This is a genomic window from Streptomyces noursei, from assembly GCF_016917755.1.
GTDB classification, from domain to species: domain Bacteria; phylum Actinomycetota; class Actinomycetes; order Streptomycetales; family Streptomycetaceae; genus Streptomyces; species Streptomyces yunnanensis.
The window spans coordinates 2959874-2977720 of record NZ_CP070326.1; the positions used below are offsets into that span (position 1 = coordinate 2959874).

At 71.9% G+C, this 17847-nt stretch carries 14 protein-coding genes; 3 read left to right on the forward strand and 11 right to left on the reverse strand.

The features are described 5' to 3' along the window. Positions 1 to 68: 68 nt before the first annotated feature. The 7 genes from gap to JNO44_RS13180 form a co-directional block, all read right to left on the reverse strand. The gene (gene gap / locus JNO44_RS13150) at positions 69 to 1073 is read right to left on the reverse strand and encodes a type I glyceraldehyde-3-phosphate dehydrogenase (protein WP_205364183.1); all 1005 of its coding nucleotides are present in this window, start codon (positions 1071 to 1073) and stop codon (positions 69 to 71) included. A 254-nt stretch (positions 1074 to 1327) separates the two neighbouring features. Further along, complete coding sequence (gene whiA / locus JNO44_RS13155; protein ID WP_039637542.1) at positions 1328 to 2317, reverse strand: DNA-binding protein WhiA; 990 nt, start codon at positions 2315 to 2317, stop codon at positions 1328 to 1330. After that, positions 2308 to 3366 (reverse strand): gluconeogenesis factor YvcK family protein, encoded by a 1059-nt coding sequence (locus JNO44_RS13160; protein WP_205364185.1) that lies wholly within the window; start codon positions 3364 to 3366, stop codon positions 2308 to 2310. The genes whiA and JNO44_RS13160 overlap by 10 nt, the downstream gene beginning before the upstream one ends. After that, complete coding sequence (gene rapZ / locus JNO44_RS13165) at positions 3363 to 4316, reverse strand: RNase adapter RapZ (protein ID WP_328285840.1); 954 nt, start codon at positions 4314 to 4316, stop codon at positions 3363 to 3365. Before rapZ ends, JNO44_RS13160 begins: the two co-directional genes overlap by 4 nt. Beyond that, positions 4313 to 6433 carry an excinuclease ABC subunit UvrC gene (gene uvrC, locus JNO44_RS13170; protein WP_205364187.1) on the reverse strand — a complete coding sequence of 707 codons (2121 nt, stop codon included), beginning with the start codon at positions 6431 to 6433 and terminating at the stop codon, positions 4313 to 4315. The genes rapZ and uvrC overlap by 4 nt, the downstream gene beginning before the upstream one ends. A gap of 108 nt (positions 6434 to 6541) precedes the next feature. Continuing rightward, positions 6542 to 7432, reverse strand: coding sequence for a hypothetical protein (locus JNO44_RS13175; protein WP_205364189.1), 891 nt, complete (start codon positions 7430 to 7432; stop codon positions 6542 to 6544). Positions 7433 to 7435: 3 nt separating this feature from the next. Next, complete coding sequence (locus JNO44_RS13180; RefSeq protein ID WP_039637537.1) at positions 7436 to 8026, reverse strand: papain-like cysteine protease family protein; 591 nt, start codon at positions 8024 to 8026, stop codon at positions 7436 to 7438. Between the two features lie 237 nt (positions 8027 to 8263). Between JNO44_RS13180 and JNO44_RS13185 the strand changes: the two genes are divergently transcribed. Then, entirely contained in the window at positions 8264 to 9223 is a 960-nt protein-coding gene (locus JNO44_RS13185; protein WP_102923855.1) for a hypothetical protein, read from the forward strand. Positions 9224 to 9238: 15 nt separating this feature from the next. Here the strand turns inward: JNO44_RS13185 and JNO44_RS13190 are convergent, their stop codons facing one another. Genes JNO44_RS13190 through JNO44_RS13200 form a run of 3 tightly spaced genes read right to left on the reverse strand, consistent with a single transcriptional unit; the run spans position 9239 to position 12116 of the window. Continuing rightward, positions 9239 to 9652, reverse strand: coding sequence for a Rieske (2Fe-2S) protein (locus JNO44_RS13190; protein ID WP_205364191.1), 414 nt, complete (start codon positions 9650 to 9652; stop codon positions 9239 to 9241). A 14-nt stretch (positions 9653 to 9666) separates the two neighbouring features. Next, positions 9667 to 11076 carry a sugar porter family MFS transporter gene (locus tag JNO44_RS13195; RefSeq protein WP_235093039.1) on the reverse strand — a complete coding sequence of 470 codons (1410 nt, stop codon included), beginning with the start codon at positions 11074 to 11076 and terminating at the stop codon, positions 9667 to 9669. A 32-nt stretch (positions 11077 to 11108) separates the two neighbouring features. Continuing rightward, on the reverse strand, positions 11109 to 12116 hold the full coding sequence (locus JNO44_RS13200) for a zinc-dependent alcohol dehydrogenase family protein (RefSeq protein ID WP_205364195.1): 1008 nt from the start codon (positions 12114 to 12116) through the stop codon (positions 11109 to 11111). Positions 12117 to 12314: 198 nt separating this feature from the next. Here JNO44_RS13200 and JNO44_RS13205 point away from each other — a divergent pair, with 198 nt between their 5' ends. Continuing rightward, positions 12315 to 13319, forward strand: a complete 1005-nt coding sequence (locus tag JNO44_RS13205; RefSeq protein WP_205364197.1) for a LacI family DNA-binding transcriptional regulator — start codon at positions 12315 to 12317, stop codon at positions 13317 to 13319. A gap of 114 nt (positions 13320 to 13433) precedes the next feature. Next, complete coding sequence (locus JNO44_RS13210) at positions 13434 to 14459, forward strand: carbohydrate kinase family protein (RefSeq protein ID WP_205364199.1); 1026 nt, start codon at positions 13434 to 13436, stop codon at positions 14457 to 14459. Positions 14460 to 14546: 87 nt separating this feature from the next. On the opposite strand, the gene uvrA is transcribed toward JNO44_RS13210, so the two are convergent. Then, entirely contained in the window at positions 14547 to 17660 is a 3114-nt protein-coding gene (uvrA, locus tag JNO44_RS13215) for an excinuclease ABC subunit UvrA (protein ID WP_205364200.1), read from the reverse strand. Positions 17661 to 17847 lie beyond the last annotated feature (187 nt).

The window sequence follows — 17847 nt, forward strand, 5'->3', positions numbered from 1 at the left end:
ACGGCGCGTTCCCGCGCCCTACGAGCCCCGTCTTCACGTTCCGGTGCCGTGCCCGTTGTCGGGCAGGCTCAGAGCTGGCCGCCGACGAACACGGTGAGGTCCACCAGGCGGTTGGAGTAACCCCACTCGTTGTCGTACCAGCCGACGACCTTGACCTGCTTGCCCTGGACCATCGTGAGCTGCGAGTCGAAGGTGCAGGAGGCCGGCCAGTTGACGATGTCCGAGGAGACGATCGGGTCCTCGGTGTACTCCAGGATGCCCTTGAGCTGCCCCTCGGCGGCCTTCTGGAAGGCGGCGTTGATCTCTTCCTTGGTGGTCTCGCGGTCGAGCTCCAGGACGAGGTCGGTGACCGAGCCGGTGGGAACCGGGACGCGCATGGCGATGCCGTCCAGCTTGCCCTTGAGCTGCGGGAGGACCAGGGCGGTGGCCTTGGCGGCGCCCGTCGAGGTCGGGATGATGTTCTCCGCGGCGGCCCGGGCGCGGCGCAGGTCCGAGTGCGGGAAGTCCAGGATGCGCTGGTCGTTGGTGTACGCGTGGACCGTGGTCATCATGCCCTTGACGATGCCGAAGTGCTCGTCGAGGACCTTCGCCATCGGCGCCACACAGTTGGTGGTGCAGGAGGCGTTGGAGATGACGTGGTGGTTGGCCGCGTCGTACTTGTCCTGGTTGACGCCCATCACGATCGTGATGTCCTCGCCCTTGGCGGGCGCGGAGATGAGCACCTTCTTGGCGCCGGCAGCCAGGTGCTTGGCGGCGTCCTCGCGCTTGGTGAAGATGCCGGTCGACTCGATGACGACGTCCGCACCGAGCTCGCCCCAGGGGAGGTTGGCCGGGTCGCGCTCGGCCATCGTCTTGAAGGTCATGTCGCCGACCGTGATGGTGTCGTCGGTGTGGCTGACGTCCTGCTTGAGGCGACCCAGGATGGTGTCGTACTTCAGCAGGTGGACCAGGGTGGCGTTGTCGGTCAGGTCGTTGACACCGACGATCTCGATGTCCGCACCCTGCTCCAGGAGCGCGCGGAAGTAGTTGCGACCAATGCGGCCGAATCCGTTGATGCCTACGCGGATCGTCACGAACCGATCTCCTCGTTGGTACGCCGGTTTTGGATACCGGCGAGCTGTATGGGCTGTCCCCGACCGCCTACGACCCTACCCCCTAGAAGAGACGTACGTGACATTGACATCGGCGCCTAAAGATGCTCAAGTGAGCGGCTTCGAGCCCCTCTGACGCCCACCCCGGCGCGCCGCCGCACGGCCCTCCGCACGCACGCGCCCCCGACACCCTGTGTGGGTGCCGGGGGCGCGTGCGTGCGGAGGGCCGCCGTGGTTCAGCCGACCATGCCGTCCGCGAGTTCCTCGGTGAGGTTGGACTCGGTGCCGGGGATGCCCAGGTCCTGGGCCCGCTTGTCGGCCATCGCCAGCAGTCGGCGGATCCGGCCCGCGACCGCGTCCTTGGTGAGCGGTGGGTCGGCGAGCGCGCCGAGCTCCTCCAGGGACGCCTGCTTGTGCTCCATGCGCAGCCGACCGGCGGCGGCGAGGTGCTCGGGGACCTCCTCGCCGAGGATCTCCAGGGCGCGCTGGACCCGGGCACCGGCGGCGACCGCGGCCCGCGCCGAGCGGCGGAGGTTGGCGTCGTCGAAGTTGGCGAGGCGGTTGGCGGTGGCCCGGACCTCGCGGCGCATCCGCCGCTCCTCCCAGGCGAGCACCGACTCGTGGGCGCCGAGCCGCGTCAGCAGCGCACCGATCGCGTCACCGTCACGGACGACCACGCGATCGACGCTGCGCACCTCGCGGGCCTTGGCGCCGATGCCGAGCCGGCGGGCCGCGCCGACCAGGGCGAGGGCGGCCTCGGGGCCGGGGCAGGTGACCTCCAGGGAGGACGAGCGGCCGGGTTCGGTCAGCGAGCCGTGGGCCAGGAAGGCGCCGCGCCAGGCGGCCTCGGCGTCACAGGTCGCGCCGGAGACCACCTGCGGGGGCAGTCCGCGGATCGGGCGCCCGCGGCCGTCCACCAGGCCGGTCTGCCGGGCCAGCTGGTCGCCGCCGGCCACCACCCGGACGACGTAGCGGCTGCCGCGCCGCAGCCCGCCGGGGGCCATCACCACCAGGTCGGAGGAGTGCCCGAAGATCTCCAGGATGTCCTTGCGGAGCCGGCGGGCGGCGATGCCCGTGTCGAGCTCCGCCTCGATCACAATGCGCCCGCTGACCAGGTGCAGACCACCCGCGAACCGCAGGATCGACGAGACCTCCGACTTCCGGCAGCAGGTCCGGGTGACGGGGAGCCGGGAGATCTCATCCTTCACCGCAGCCGTCATCGCCATGGGCCGATCCTTCCATGCATCCGAAAAATACGGTCGTACGCGGCTGCCAGCAGTTCCGGATCGTGCCGGTCGGGGGCTCCCCCGGCGGACCGGGCGTCGTCTCCGCGTGCGGCGACCGCGGCCAGCTCGACCTCGCTGCCCACCAGTTGCTTGGCGGCAACCGTCAGACTGTCGATGTCGGGCACCGCGGCCTCGTCGGCCAGCACCACGTCGAAGGCGAGTTTAGGGGCGTGTCGGGCCAAAACCTCCAAATGACGCTGCGGGGAGAACCCCTCGGTTTCGCCCGGCTGGGGCGCGAGGTTGAGCGAGAGCACCTTCCGGGCCTGGGTCTGCTCCAGGGCCTCGCGCAACTCGGGCACGAGCAGGTGCGGGATGACGGAGGAGAACCACGAACCGGGACCCAGTACCACCCAGTCGGCGTCACGGACCGCGGCGACCGCCTCGGGGACGGCCGGCGGATCCTCGGGGACGACGTGGACGGACTGCACCTCGCCGGGGGTGAGGGCGACCGTGGCCTGGCCACGGACCGTGCTGATCTCGTCCGGGTGATCCTTGTCCAGCCCCTTGACCTGGGCCTGGAGTTCCAGCGGCACCGCCGACATGGGCAGCACCCGGCCGTGCGCGCCGAGCAGCTTGCCGACCAGGTCGAGGGCCTGGACGTGGTCGCCGAGCTGCTCCCACAGCGCGACGATCAGCAGATTGCCCACCGCGTGGTCGTGCAGCTCGCCCTCGCTCTGGAAGCGGTGCTGGATCACCCGGGCCCAGGTCTGGCCCCAGTCGTCGTCGCCGCACAGCGCGGCCAGCGCCTTGCGCAGGTCGCCGGGGGGCAGCACGCCCAGCTCGTCGCGGAGCCGGCCGCTGGAGCCGCCGTCGTCGGCGACGGTGACCACGGCGGTCAGGTCACGGGTGATCCGGCGCAGCGCGGCGAGCGAGGCGGACAGGCCCATGCCGCCGCCGAGCGCCACCACCTTGGGGGTGGCGCCCTTCGTCGCGCGGCCACTGGGGACGAAGCGGCGGACCCGGCGCAGCCGCGGTGTACGGGAGGTCACTCGCGCCCCATGTCCCGGTGCACGACGACCGTTTCGACGCCCTCGGAGACCAGTCGGCGGGCCAGCTTCTCGGACATCGCGACGCTGCGGTGCTTGCCGCCGGTGCAGCCGACCGCGATCGTCACATAGCGCTTGCCCTCGCGGCGGTAGCCGGCCGCGACCAGCCGCAGCAGCTCGGTGTAGCCGTCCAGGAACTCCTTGGAACCGGGCTGGTTGAAGACGTAGTGGGAGACCTCGTCGTTCAGGCCCGTGAAGGGGCGCAGCTCGGGGACCCAGTGCGGGTTGGGGATGAAGCGGCAGTCGATGACCATGTCGGCGTCGACCGGCAGGCCGTACTTGAAGCCGAAGGACATGACCGTGGCGCGCAGCTCGGGGACCTCCTCCCCGGCGAACTGGGCGTCGAGCTTGGCGCGGAGTTCGTGGACGTTGAGGCTGGAGGTGTCGATGACCAGGTCGGCGTCGCCGCGCAGCTCGCGCAGCAGGTCGCGCTCGGCGGCGATGCCGTCGACGATCCGGCCGTCGCCCTGGAGGGGGTGCGGGCGGCGGACCGACTCGAAGCGGCGCACCAGGGCCTCGTCGGAGGACTCCAGGAAGACGATGCGGCGCTTGACGTTCTGCGCGTCGAGGGTGGCCAGCGACTCCTTGAGATTGGCGAAGAAGCGGCGACCGCGGACGTCGACGACCACGGCGATCTTGGCGACGTTGCCCTGCGAGCGGGCGCCCAGCTCGACCATCGGCGGGATCAGCTCGGGCGGGATGTTGTCGACGACGAACCAGCCGAGGTCCTCCAGGCACTTCGCCGCCGTGCTGCGGCCGGCGCCGGACATGCCGGAGATGATCACCAGCTCGGGGATCGCGGCGCTCTCGCCCTGGTCGGCTTCGCGCATCGTGCCCGTACTCACCTGTGCACCGTCTCTCTCGGGTTCCTGCGTGTCGTGCGGTGTGCTCATCGGTCCTGCCCCCGTTCTGCTGACAACGCGGCCGGTGGGGCCCCGTCATCCTCAATGATCTCTCCTGTGGCGGTGTTCACCGCAGGGGCGGACGGAACCGCGGTGGCCAGTGCCGCGGCGACCGTCTCGGCGGTCTTCCGGCCGACGCCCGGGACCTGGCAGATCTCCTCCACCGTGGCGGCCCGCAGCTTCTTCAGCGAGCCGAAGTGCTTCAGGAGCGCCTGGCGGCGGGTCTCGCCGAGCCCGGGGACGGCGTCGAGCGGGGAGGACTTCAGCCGCTTGCCGCGCTTGCTGCGCTGGTAGGTGATCGCGAAGCGGTGCGCCTCGTCGCGGACCCGCTGGAGGAGGTAGAGCCCCTCGCTGCTGCGCGGCAGCACCACCGGGTCGTCCTCGCCGGGCAGCCAGACCTCCTCCAGGCGCTTGGCCAGGCCGCAGACCGCGACGTCGTCGATGCCCAGTTCGTCCATGGCCCGGCGGGCCGCCGCCACCTGTGGGGCGCCGCCGTCGACGACCACCAGCTGGGGCGGGTAGGCGAAGCGCTTGGGGCGGCCGTCCTCGTCGGTGAGGCGGTCGGTGGGGTCGGTGGGGTCCGTGGCGTCGACGTCGGAGTCCACCGCGGGGTCCGCGACGGCGGTCGGCCCGGTCGCGTCCGCCACCCCGGCGGCCCCCGCTCCGTCGACGCCCTCGGTGGGCTCCTCGGTCCACTCCCCCGACTTCTGCTTCTCCTGGAGGTAGCGCCTGAAGCGGCGGCCGATGACCTCGTGCATGGCGCGGACATCGTCCTGCCCGGCGAATCCCTTGATCTGGAAGCGGCGGTATTCGCTCTTCCGGGCGAGGCCGTCCTCGAACACCACCATCGAGGCGACGACGTCCTCCCCCTGCAGGTGCGAGATGTCGAAGCACTCGATGCGCAGCGGGACGGTGTCCAGGTCGAGGGCCTGGGCGATCTCCTCCAGGGCGCGGGAGCGGGTGGTCAGGTCCGAGGCGCGCCTGGTCTTGTGCAGCGCGAGCGCCTGCTGGGCGTTGCGCTCGACCGTGGCCATCAGGTCCTTCTTGTCGCCGCGCTGGGGGATGCGCAGCGAGACCTGGGAGCCGCGGCGCTGGGTGAGCCACTGGGCGACCGGCTCCACCGGCTCGGGCAGCGCCGGGATCAGCACCTCCTTGGGGACCGCGTCGCCCTGCTCCTCGCCGTAGAGCTGCTGGAGGGCGTGCTCGACCAGATCGCCGGTGGTGACCGCCTCGACCTTGTCGGTGACCCAGCCGCGCTGGCCGCGCACCCGGCCGCCGCGGACGTGGAAGATCTGGACGGCGGCTTCGAGTTCGTCCTCGGCGAGGGCGATCAGGTCGGCGTCGGTGGCGTCGGCGAGGACCACCGCGCTCTTCTCCATGGCGCGCCTGAGCGCGCCTATGTCGTCCCGCAGGCGGGCGGCGCGCTCGTACTCCATCTCCTCGGCGGCCTCCTGCATCCCGCGCTCCAGGCGGCGGAGGTGGGCGCCGGTGCGGCCGGCCATGAAGTCACAGAACTCCTCGGCGAGTTCGCGGTGCTCCTCGGGGGAGACCCGGCCGACGCAGGGGGCCGAGCACTTGCCGATGTAGCCGAGCAGGCAGGGGCGGCCGATCTGGGCGGAGCGCTTGAAGACGCCGGCGGAGCAGGTCCGCACGGGGAAGACCCGCAGCAGCAGGTCGACGGTCTCGCGGATGGCCCAGGCGTGGGCGTACGGGCCGAAGTAGCGCACGCCCTTCTTCTTGGCGCCGCGCATCACCTGGACGCGGGGGAACTCCTCGCCCAGGGTCACCGCGAGGTACGGATAGCTCTTGTCGTCGCGGTACTTGACGTTGAACCGCGGGTCGAACTCCTTGATCCAGCTGTATTCGAGCTGGAGCGCCTCGACCTCGGTGGAGACCACGGTCCACTCCACCGAGGCGGCGGTGGTCACCATCGTGCGGGTGCGCGGGTGGAGACCGGCCAGGTCCTGGAAGTAGTTGGCCAGGCGCTGGCGCAGGCTCTTGGCCTTGCCTACGTAGATGACCCGGCCGTGCTCGTCGCGGAACTTATAGACCCCCGGCGAGTCGGGGATCTGTCCCGGCTTGGGTCGGTAGCTACTGGGGTCTGCCATGCCCTCCACCCTACTGACCGCCACCGACAATCAGGGCCGAGGCGGCGGAGCCCGCCCCTCCGACACCCGGTGAAGGGGCGGAAGGACGGGCTCCGGTGGGGCGTCCGGTCAGCGGGTGCGGCGCCGGCGCACCGCCGCCCTGGTCGACAGGCCCAGGGCGAGCACGGCGGCGGCCCCCGCGACGGTCGAGGCGGCGGTCACCGGGAAGGTGTCGTCGGCCGTGGTGTCCGCGGTGTCCACCGGGCCGGCCGCGTCCGCGGCGAGCGGGTGCGGGGCACGGCCGGTGTCGGGGCCGGCCGGTGCGGCGCCGGGCCCGAAGCCGCCGGCCTCGCCGCGCTTGTCGTACGCGGAGCCCGGGAGCTTGTCGCCGTAGTCGCGGGCGACCCGCTTCTGGTAGGCGGCGACGGTGGTGCCGTGCGCGCCCACGGCCTTGCGGGCGGCGTCGTCCAGCGGCTCCACGCGGTCGCCGTGCTGGACGTACCAGGCGTCGATCTGAGGCTCGTGGAAAACCGTTCCGCCGCCCTGACCGGCGCCGGCCGCGGCGTAGCGGGTCTCGTCGTCGCCGGTGGCGATGTTGACGACCTTCCAGGACGCGCCGCGGTGCGCGGTCCACACCGACGCCGTGCGGCCGTCGCCGGCGACGGCCTTGGTGGCCATGAACTCCAGCCGGGCGACGGGCGCGTCGGCCTTGCCGCGGACGAAGTCGGGCGAGAGGACGTAGACCGGGACGGTGGCGCCCTCGACGTGCGGGGCGGTCCGGGCCGGGGCGGCGAGTCCGGCGCCGCCCTTGCCGCCCTTGGCCGGGGCTGCGGCGAAGAAGCGGGCCAGGGTGTCCAGGGTCGCCGGGTCGGCGGCCGCGTCGTGGGCGGCGGACACGCTGGCGAGGGCCGGGGCGGGCGGGGCCGGCACGGCGGCCAGGGCGGCGTGCGGGGCGAGCGCCAGGAAGGCGGCGGCGAGGGTGCCCGTGGCGGCGGCGCGGACGACGATGCGCTTCGTCATGCCTCAGGCTCCTATCTGGTAGAGGGAGTGGGTCCAGGAGAAGGAGCTTCCGTTCACGTAGTTGTCGAAGTCGCCCCAGTTGTAACGGTTGTTGGTGGCCCAGGGGTCGCCCCAGTACACCCAGTTGCGGGACGTGTCGAAACCGTAGATGACGTGCATGTGGCCGCCACCGGACGACCACTGGATGCGGGTCTCGATGGGCCGATTGGCGTTGATCTCGTTCTGAACGGTGCTGTACCGGAGCCAACCGGTCACATATGAGCCGGGATTGATGCCCATCCAGTCAAGTGCGTTCTGCACATTGCCCAGCGTGGCCTGGTTGTTGGGGCAGGTGGAGCCCTGTTGACGGTTGAACGCGGCGTTGCAGAACTGGTTCTGGCTGTAGTTCCGGCCGTACCAGGTCGCGATGGTGTTGCCCGAGCCGGCCCAGCACCAGTTGGTCTTCTCCTGGGCCTGCATCGTGATGTTCAGGCGGTTGGCCGACTGCGGGGCGGCGTTGGCAGCGCCGGGCAGCCCGGCCAGCGCCACGACGGTCAGCGCCGCGGCCGACAGCCATCTGCGGCGCCCGCGCGGGGCGAACAGAGAGTGGAGCATGGCGTTCCTCCCGTGAGGGGTGAGGGGGAGAGGAGCGCATCCGGATGCTGTTGAGGAGCATCAGGTGTTGTCGCAGGCAGGTCAACACGCTTCAATGCGAGGTGACATGGGGGTGTGGACGAGCGGGCCCGGATGTGAACGGCCGGTGCCCGGCGTCCTGCAGTGAACGAGCAGGGAGAGCGCGCGCCGTGCGTTCCGGTTGTGAACATTCACCGCGCGCGCCGGAGGATTGAGGCAATGGCACAGAACACTCCCGATACCGCGCAGAACCCTCATGTTTCGGCCGAACTGGCCCAACTGCTGCGGACCGGCCCCTTCCATCTCGCCCTGCGCAGCGCGCTCACCGCCCGCGGGCTGGCCCTCACCCGCGTCCAGCACAAGCTCGCCCAGCGCGGCATCACCATCGGCGTCACCAGCCTGAGCTACTGGCAACAGGGCGCCCGGCGCCCCCAGCGCCCCGAGTCGCTACGCGCGGTCCGCGCCCTGGAGGACGTCCTCGGCCTGCCCGACCGGTCGCTGCACCGGCTCCTGGTGCCCGAGGGCGGCGCCCGCCCGGAGACCGAGCGGCCACCGGCCCGCTCGTACCGCTCCCTGGTGGCCCCGGCCGACTGCCTGCAACAGCTGTTCGCCGAGCTGGAGACCCCCGCGGACGGCGGGGTGCACACCGTCGGCCACCACGAGCGGGTACGGATCGGGGCCCGGCGCGAGCTGAGCGAACGCGAGTCGCTGCAGGTGGTGCGCGCCCACCGGGACGGGGTGGACCGCTATGTCGCCATCCACCGGGGCGACCCGGGCTGCGACCCGTCCCGGGTGCGGGTGCAGGCCACCGAGAACTGCCGGCTGGGGCGGGTGCGCGGGGACGCGGCGAACGGCGTGATCGTCGCCGAGCTGCTCTTCGACACCCGGCTGCGGGCCGGCGACACCCACGTCTTCGGCTACGCCTTCGAGGACGGCAGCGGCGGCCCCAGCGCCGAGTACGTGCGCGGTTTCAGCTTCGCCGGCGGCCAGTACGTCCTCCAGGTGCGGTTCGACGACGCGGCGCTGCCGGTGCGCTGCTACCGCTTCACCCAGGCGTCGGCCGGCGCCCCGCGCGCCGGCCGGCAGGAGCTGACGCTGAGCGGCCGGCACCACGCGGTGCACGTGGTCGAGCAGGGGGTGCGGCCCGGAATCCTGGGGATCGCCTGGGACTGGGGGTGAACGGGGCGGCGCGGCTCAGCCCGCGACCAGCTTGCCGCCCTTGACCTTGACCGGGACCTCCTCCAGGGGGCTGGACGCCGGGCCCTGGGCGACCTTGCCGGTGGCCACCTCGAAGAGGCTGCCGTGCAGGGGGCAGACGGCCTGCCCCTTCTCGATCTTGTTCAGCGTCCCGCCCATGTGCGTACACACGGCGCTGAAGCACTTGAACTCGCCCTTGGCGGGCTGCGAGACCAGCAGGCGCTGCGCGGTGTAGAGCTTGGCGCCGCCGACCGGCACCTCCGCGGCCGGGCCCAGCTCGACCGGCGCGTCCGAGGACGGCCGGGCGCCCGACCCCTGCTCCCCCGCGGCGCAGGCGGCGGCTCCGAAGCACGCGATGCCGGCGAGCGCGGCCCCGCGCAGCACGGTCCGGCGGTCCGGGGACGCACTCATGGGGAACCTCCTGGTCAGTGGGCGACGTCGGCCCCCGACGATACCGGGGCGTCCCGCTCGGCCGGACGGCGGTCCTGCCCGCCCCGGAGCAGCTCCGCCTCGATCTCCTCCAGGCTGCGGCCCTTGGTCTCCGGCAGCAGCCGCTGGACGAAGAGATACGCCAGCAGCGTCGTCCCGGCGAAGAAGAGGAAGTTGACCCCGGCGCCCCAGGCGTGCAGCAGCGAGGGGAAGACCAGCGCCACGATCATGTTGAACAGCCAGTTAAACAGCACGCACAGGCTGACCGCGGCGGCCCGGATCCGCATCGGGAACAGCTCCGGCAGCATCACCCACTGCACCGGTCCCCAGGAGACCGCGAACGAGGCGATGTAGAGCGCGATGCCCAACAGCGTCAGGGTGGAGAGCAGCGCGCCGTAGCCGAGCCCGGAGAGGTTGGTGGCGGCCAGCACCACCATGGCCGCGCACATGCCCAGCGCCCCGATCCGCAGCAGCGGCTTGCGGCCCCTGCGGTCGATCAGCCGCATCGCCGGCAGCGTCATCAGCATGTTGAGCAGGCCGATGCCGACGTTGGCGAGGATGGCGCCGCCGGACCCGAAACCGATGTCGGTGAGCAGGGTCGGTGCGTAGTAGATGATCGTGTTGATACCGACGAAGTTCTGGAAGAACACCAGCAGCATCCCGACCGTGAACACCCGCCGCAGCTGCGGCGACAGCAGCCGCCGCAGGCTCAGCGGCTCGCCGGCCTCCCGTTCGGCGCGCTCGGTCCGCTCGATCTCGGCCAGCTCCTCGGCCGCCGACGCGGCGTCCCCGCGCAGCCGCGTCAGCACCTCGCGGGCCTGTCCGCCCCGGCCTTTGCCCACCAGCCAGCGCGGACTCTCCGGCTGGGTGAGGATGCCCAGCGCCAGCACCGCGGCCGGGACCACGCCCAGGCCGATCATCCAGCGCCAGGCCCCGGAGTCGGCGAGCAGGTAGTCGGTGACGTAGGCGACGAAGATGCCGACCGTCACCAGCAGCTGCATCAGCGAGGTGAGCCCGCCCCGCAGATGCTTGGGCGCGAGCTCGGTGAGGTACAGCGGGACGACGACGGAGGCGATGCCCACGCCGACCCCGATCACGAAGCGGAACGCGATCAGCGCGGCGGCCCCGGTGGCGCAGGCCGCGCCGAGGGTGCCGAGGATGAAGACCCCGGAGGCGACCAGGATCAGCCGCCGGCGCCCCCAGGAGTCGGAGAGCCGCCCCGAGAGGCCGGCGCCGAGCATCGCCCCTACGAGGAGGCCGGAGACGACCAGGCCCTCCAGGAGCGGGGTGAGCGCGATATCGCGCTTGAGGAAGAGCATGGCGCCGGAGATGACGCCGGTGTCGTAGCCCCAGAGGATGCCCCCGAGGGCACCGAAGACCCAGATCAGCGCGTTCTTGAGGGACACGGGTACAGCCTTGACGGATGCGGGCACGGCTCTCAGCCCTTCTGCGGGGCGATGTGGATCTTGCGGCCGGTGCCGGCCCGGAAGCGGGCCACCGCCTCGTCGAAGTCGTCCAGCCCGTAGACGTCGGAGACCAGCGGGTCCAGATCGAGGCCGGCGGCCAGCAGGTCGACGGCCGGCTGGAAGCTGTTGTGCACCGCCATCGAGCCGATGATGTCGATCTCCTGGCTGTAGACGCGGTACGGCGAGAAGGACGCGCCGCGGGCCGGGTCGGCGACGCCGAACTGGAGGAAGGTGCCACCGCGGCGCACCCGGCCCAGGCCGTCCTCGATGGCCGCGATCACCCCGGTCGCGTCGATCACCACCTCGAAACCGGGGGCCCGGTCGAGGGCGTCGGCGCCGGTCACCGCCGCGTCCACGCCGAAGGACCGGGCGAACGCCAGCCGTTCCTCGTTGAGGTCCACGACGGAGACCGAGGCAGCGCCCGCGGTCCGCACCAGCGCGGCCATCATCAGGCCCATGGTGCCGGCCCCGTAGATCAGGTAGTGCTCGCCGGGGCGGCGCGGCAGCCGGTTGAGGCCGTGCACGGCGCAGGACAGCGGCTCGACGAGTCCGGCGGCGGCCTCCGAGAGGTGGGCCGGCAGGACGTAGCAGCAGCGGGCCGGGACCGCGACCAGTTCGGCGAAGCCGCCGGCCCGGGTGACGCCGATCGCGGTGTAGTCCTCGCAGAGGTTGCCGCGGCCGACCCGGCAGTAGTGGCAGGCGCCGCACGGCATGTTGGGGTCGACCGCGACCCGCTCGCCGACCGCCCGGTCCCGCACCGCCGAGCCCACCGCGACGACCTCGCCGGTCAGCTCGTGCCCGGGGACCAACGGGTAGCGGACCACCGGCAGCTCACCGCCGAGGACGTGCATGTCGGTGCCGCACAGCCCGCAGGAGGTGACGCGGACGACCACCTCGTCGGGCTCCGGGCGGGGATCGGGCAGTTCGGTGACAGCGGCGGTGCCCCGGGGGCCCGGTGCGGTGACCACGAGAGCGCGCATCGGCGCCTCCTCACGACGTCGTGCGGATTTCGATGGCGGGGACACTACAGAAGATCCGCCATCACGTAAACGCTTACGCAAGCGTTTACGTTTGGCCTTCGGCAGACGTACTGTGATGGACTGCGGCGGACGGGCACGGAGGCCGACCGCCGGGAGCCGGCGCACTGAGCGCCGGGGCGGCGGGGAGGAAAGAGCCGGATGACGACGATGGTGGATGTGGCACGGCGCGCGGGCGTCTCGGTCGCCACGGTCTCGCACGTGGTGAACGACACCCGGCCGGTGCGTCCGGACACCCGGGCCGCGGTGCTGGCCGCCATCGAGGAGCTCGGCTACACCCACAACACCCTCGCCCGTTCGCTGGTCACCTCCCGCACCCGCTCCATCGGCCTGGCGGTCTCGGCGATCAGCAACCCGTACTTCACCGAGATCCTCCAGGGCGTGGAGGCCGGCGCACTGGAGGCCGGATACAGCCTGCTGATCGCCGATCCGCACGACGATCCGCGGCACGAGCGCAAGGTCGTCCAGCTGCTGCACGAGCGGCGGGTGGACGGCATGATCGTCGCGCCGTCCGCGGAGCCGGCCGAGATGGTCGACTATGTGACGAAGCGTCAGGTTCCTACGGTCTTCCTCGACCGGCTGGTCGGCAACGGCTTCGACCAGGTCTGCGCGGAGAGCGCCGGTCCGGTCCGCCGACTCGTCGAGCACCTGGCCGACGCGGGCCACACCCGGATCGGCCTGGTGGCGGGGCTGCCCGGGCTCAGCACCACCACCGAGCGGGTCCAGGGCTACCGCGAGGGGCTGCGCGCCCGCGGACTGCCGTTCGCGCCCGAGCTGTTGGCCGGCGGCAACTCCGAGGCGGAGGGCGCCCAGGACGCCACCCGGCACCTGCTTGCCGCGCCGGAGCCGCCCACCGCGATCATCACCGCCAACAACGCGATGACCATCGGCGCCCTCCAGGCGCTGCGCGGCCTGGGCCTGGAGGTGCCCCGGGACATCGCCCTGGCCTGCTTCGACGACTTCTCCTGGGCGGACCTCTTCACCCCGCGGCTGACCGCGATCGCCCAGCCCAGCAAGGAACTCGGGACGGCGGCGGTCCGGCTCCTGCTGGAACGGCTGGACGACCCGCACCGGCCACCGCGCACCGTCCGACTGCCCTGCACCTTCGTGCACCGCACCTCGTGCGGCTGCCCCGAGACCGCTTAGCGGCCGTCCGGTGGGCCGGGCACACCGCCCCGCCGGACGGCCCCAGGGCCCGGACGGGCCCCGCCCGCCACGCCCCGGCCGGCCCCGGCCGCAGCAGGAAAGGACCCGCACCCCGTGATCGTCGTCGCCGGCGAGGCCCTGATCGACCTCGTCCCCAGTCAACAGCCTTACCCGGACGGGCCGTTGCCGGCGCTGCTGCCGCGGCGCGGCGGCGGGCCGTACAACACCGCGCTGGCGCTGGGGCGGCTGGGCTCGCCCACCGCGTTCTGCTCGCGGGTCTCCACCGACACCTTCGGGGCGTCGCTGCTGCGCGGTCTGCGCGACGGCGGGGTGGACACCTCGTTGGTGCAGCGCGGCCCGGAGCCCACCACCCTGGCGGTCGCGGACATCAGCCCGGACGGCTCGGCCGGCTACGGCTTCTACGTGGAGGGCACCGCCGACCGGCTCTTCACCCTGCCGCCGGCGCTGCCCGGGGCGGTGCGGGCCCTCTCCCTGGGCACCTGTTCGCTGGTGCTGGAGCCGGGCGCCGGGGCGTACGAGGCGCTGCTGCGCCGGGAGGCCCGGCGCGGGGTGTTCACCGCGCTCGACCCCAACATCCGCCCGGGGCTGATCCCCGATCCGGACGCCTATCGGGCGCGCTTCCGCTCCTGGCTGTCGGACGTGGCGCTGTTGAAGCTGTCCGACGAGGACGCGCTGTGGCTGGCCGGGGCCGGTCCGGTTGCAGGTGCGGACGCGGGCGCGGCGGGGGCGCCCGGGGCCGATCGGGCGGCGGTCCTCGCGGCCGCCCGGGAGTGGCTGGCCGTCGGGCCCGCGGCGATCGTGCTCACCCACGGCGGCGACGGGTTGACGGTGCTGACCCGGGGCGGCGGCGAGGTGGCGGTACCCGGCGAGCGGATCACCGTCGTCGACACCATCGGCGCGGGCGACACCGTCAACGCGGCGCTGCTGCACCGGCTGGACGTCCATGGTGCGCTGTCGTACGCGGCGGTCGAGGCGCTCGGCGACGGCGACTGGGACGACATCCTGCGCTTCGCCGCCCGGGCGGCCGCCGTCACCTGCTCCCGGGCGGGCGCCGAGCCGCCGTTCGCCGCGGAGCTGACGGAGCTGACCGAGCGAGGCGCCGACGGGCCCGTCGCCTGACGGGCCGCGGGCAGCACGGCGGGGGCGGAGCCCCGGGAAGAGGCTCCGCCCCCGCTGTGCCGCGTGCGGCGGTGTTGCGGTGCGGCGTCAGGAGGCCCGGCGGGCCCGCGTCGCCGTCTTCTTGGCCGCGGCCTTCTTCGCCGGGGCCTTCTCGGCTGTGGTGGCGGCGTCCTTCTTGGCCGCGGCCTTCTTCGCCGTCGTCTTCTTGGCCGTCGCCTTCTTCGCCGCGGTCGAGGCGGTCACCGTCGTCTTCCCTGCGGAAGCGGCGGCCACGGCCTTCTTCGCCACGGCCTTCTTCGCCGCGGTCTTCCGGGCGGCCGGCTTCCGGGGCCCGCCGTCGACCAGCGCCGCGTCGCTGACCCGGTCGCCGAGGATGTCCCGCAGGAACTTGCCGGTGTGGCTGGCCGGGATCGACGCGACCTGCTCCGGGGTGCCCTCGGCGACGACCATGCCGCCGCCGCTGCCGCCCTCGGGGCCCATGTCGATGACCCAGTCCGCGGTCTTGATCACATCGAGGTTGTGCTCGATGACGATCACCGTGTTGCCCTTGTCGACCAGGCCGGAGAGCACCTTGATGAGCTTGCTGATGTCCTCGAAGTGCAGACCCGTGGTGGGCTCGTCCAGGACATAGACGGTGCTGCCGGTGGAGCGCTTCTGGAGCTCGCTGGCCAGCTTGACGCGCTGCGCCTCACCGCCGGAGAGGGTCGGCGCGGACTGACCGAGCCGGACGTAGCCGAGACCGACCTCGTTGAGCGTCTTGAGGTGGCGGGCGATGGTCGGCACCGCCTCGAAGAAGCTCAGCGCCTCCTCGATCGGCATGTCCAGCACCTCGGCGATGGACTTGCCCTTGTAGTGCACCTCCAGCGTCTCGCGGTTGTAGCGCGCGCCGTGGCAGACCTCGCACGGGACGTAGACGTCCGGGAGGAAGTTCATCTCGATCTTGATGGTGCCGTCGCCGGAGCAGTTCTCGCAGCGGCCGCCCTTGACGTTGAAGGAGAAGCGGCCCGGCAGATAGCCGCGGACCTTGGCCTCCATCGTCTCCGCGAAGAGCTTGCGGACGTGGTCGAAGACGCCGGTGTAGGTGGCCGGGTTGGAGCGCGGGGTCCGGCCGATCGGCGACTGGTCGACGTGCACCACCTTGTCGACGAGGTCGTCGCCGGCGACCCGGGTGTGCCGGCCGGGGACCGACTTGGCGCCGTTCAGCTCGCGCGCGAGGTGGGTGTAGAGGATGTCGTTGACCAGCGTCGACTTGCCGGAGCCGGAGACGCCGGTGACGGCGGAGAGCACCCCGAGCGGGAAGGAGACGTCGATGTCGCGGAGGTTGTTCTCCTTCGCGCCATGGACGGTCAGCCGGCGGGACGGGTCGGTGGGACGGCGGACGTCCGGGGTCGCGATGGCCTTCTTGCCGGAGAGGTACTGGCCGGTGATCGAGTCCTTGTTGGCCAGCAGCTGCTTCATGGGGCCGCTGTGGACGACCTTGCCGCCGTGCTCACCGGCGCCCGGGCCGATGTCGACCACCCAGTCCGCGACCTTGATGGTGTCCTCGTCGTGCTCCACCACGATCAGGGTGTTGCCCATGTCGCGCAGCCGCACCAGGGTCTCGATCAGCCGGTGGTTGTCGCGCTGGTGCAGGCCGATCGACGGCTCGTCCAGGACGTAGAGCACGCCCACCAGGCCGGAGCCGATCTGGGTGGCGAGGCGGATGCGCTGGGCCTCGCCGCCGGAAAGGGTGCCGGCCGCGCGGTTCAGCGAGAGGTAGTCCAGGCCGACGTCGACCAGGAACTTCAGCCGCTCGTTGACCTCCTTGAGGACCCGCTCGGCGATGGTCTTCTCGCGGGAGTTGAGCGTCATCGAGCGCAGGAAGTCGGCGCAGTCGCTGATCGACATGGCTGCGACCTCGGCGATCGACTTCTCCTGGACCGTCACGGCGAGCACGATCGGCTTGAGCCGGGTGCCCTCGCAGGTCGGGCAGGGCACCTCGCGCATATAGCCCTCGAAGCGCTCCCGGCTGCTGTCGCTCTCCGCCTCGCTGTGCCTCCGCTTGACGAACGGCACCGCACCCTCGAAGGCGGTGGTGTAGGCCCGTTGGCGGCCGTAGCGGTTGCGGTAGCGGACCTCGATCTGGGTCTTGTGGCCGTGCAGCAGGGCCTTCTTGGCGCGCTGCGGCAGGCCGGCCCAGGGGATGTCCGTGCGGAAGCCCAGGGCGTCGGCGAGCGCGCCGACCAGGCGGCCGAAGTAGTCCTTGGTGTGGCCGCCGGACCAGGGGTGGATGGCGCCCTCGTCGAGGGACCGCTCCTCGTCCGGGATGATCAGCTCGGGGTCGACCTCCATGCGGGTGCCGATGCCGGTGCAGTCCGGGCAGGCGCCGAAGGGCGAGTTGAAGGAGAAGGAACGGGGCTCCAGCTCCTCGAAGGAGAGGTCGTCGTAGGCGCAGTAGAGGTGCTCGGAGTACATCCGCTCGCGCTGCGGGTCGTCGGCGTCGAGGTCGACGAAGTCGAGGATGACCATGCCGCCGGAGAGCCCGAGGGCGGTCTCGACGGAGTCGGTCAGCCGGCGCTTGGCGCTCTCCTTGACCGTGAGGCGGTCGATGACCACCTCGATGGTGTGCTTCTCCTGCTTCTTCAGCTTCGGCGGATCGGTGAGCTGGATGGTCTCCCCGTCGACCCGGGCGCGGCTGTAGCCCTTGGTCTGGAGGTCGGAGAAGAGGTCGACGAACTCGCCCTTGCGCTCGCGCACCAGCGGCGAGAGCACCTGGAAGCGGCTGCCCTCGGGGAGCTCCAGGACCTTGTCGACGATGGCCTGGGGCGACTGCCGGGCGATCGGCCGCGCGCACTGCGGGCAGTGCGGCTTGCCGATCCGGGCGAAGAGCAGCCGGAGGTAGTCGTAGACCTCGGTGATCGTGCCGACCGTCGAGCGCGGGTTGCGCGAGGTCGACTTCTGGTCGATGGAGACCGCGGGGGACAGCCCCTCGATGAAGTCCACATCGGGCTTGTCCATCTGCCCGAGGAACTGCCGGGCGTACGAGGAGAGCGACTCGACATAGCGCCGCTGCCCCTCGGCGAAGATCGTGTCGAAGGCGAGCGAGGACTTGCCCGACCCGGAGAGCCCCGTGAAGACGATGAGGGAGTCGCGGGGGAGGTCGAGCGAGACGTTGCGGAGGTTGTGCTCGCGAGCGCCACGGACGATGAGACGGTCGGCCACGCCGGTCGGCACCTTTCTTGGAGAGGGGCGGAAGCCACGGGCTGCGTCCACCGCGCGGTGAGCGAGCAGAGGCGGCGGAGCGGAGCGGGCCCCGGACCAAGGGTATGGGGGCCGCCGCGGCACTGTCTTTGGGATGCCACACACGAGCCTATAGCACGCGCATTCGATTTACGGGCCTCGCAAGCCC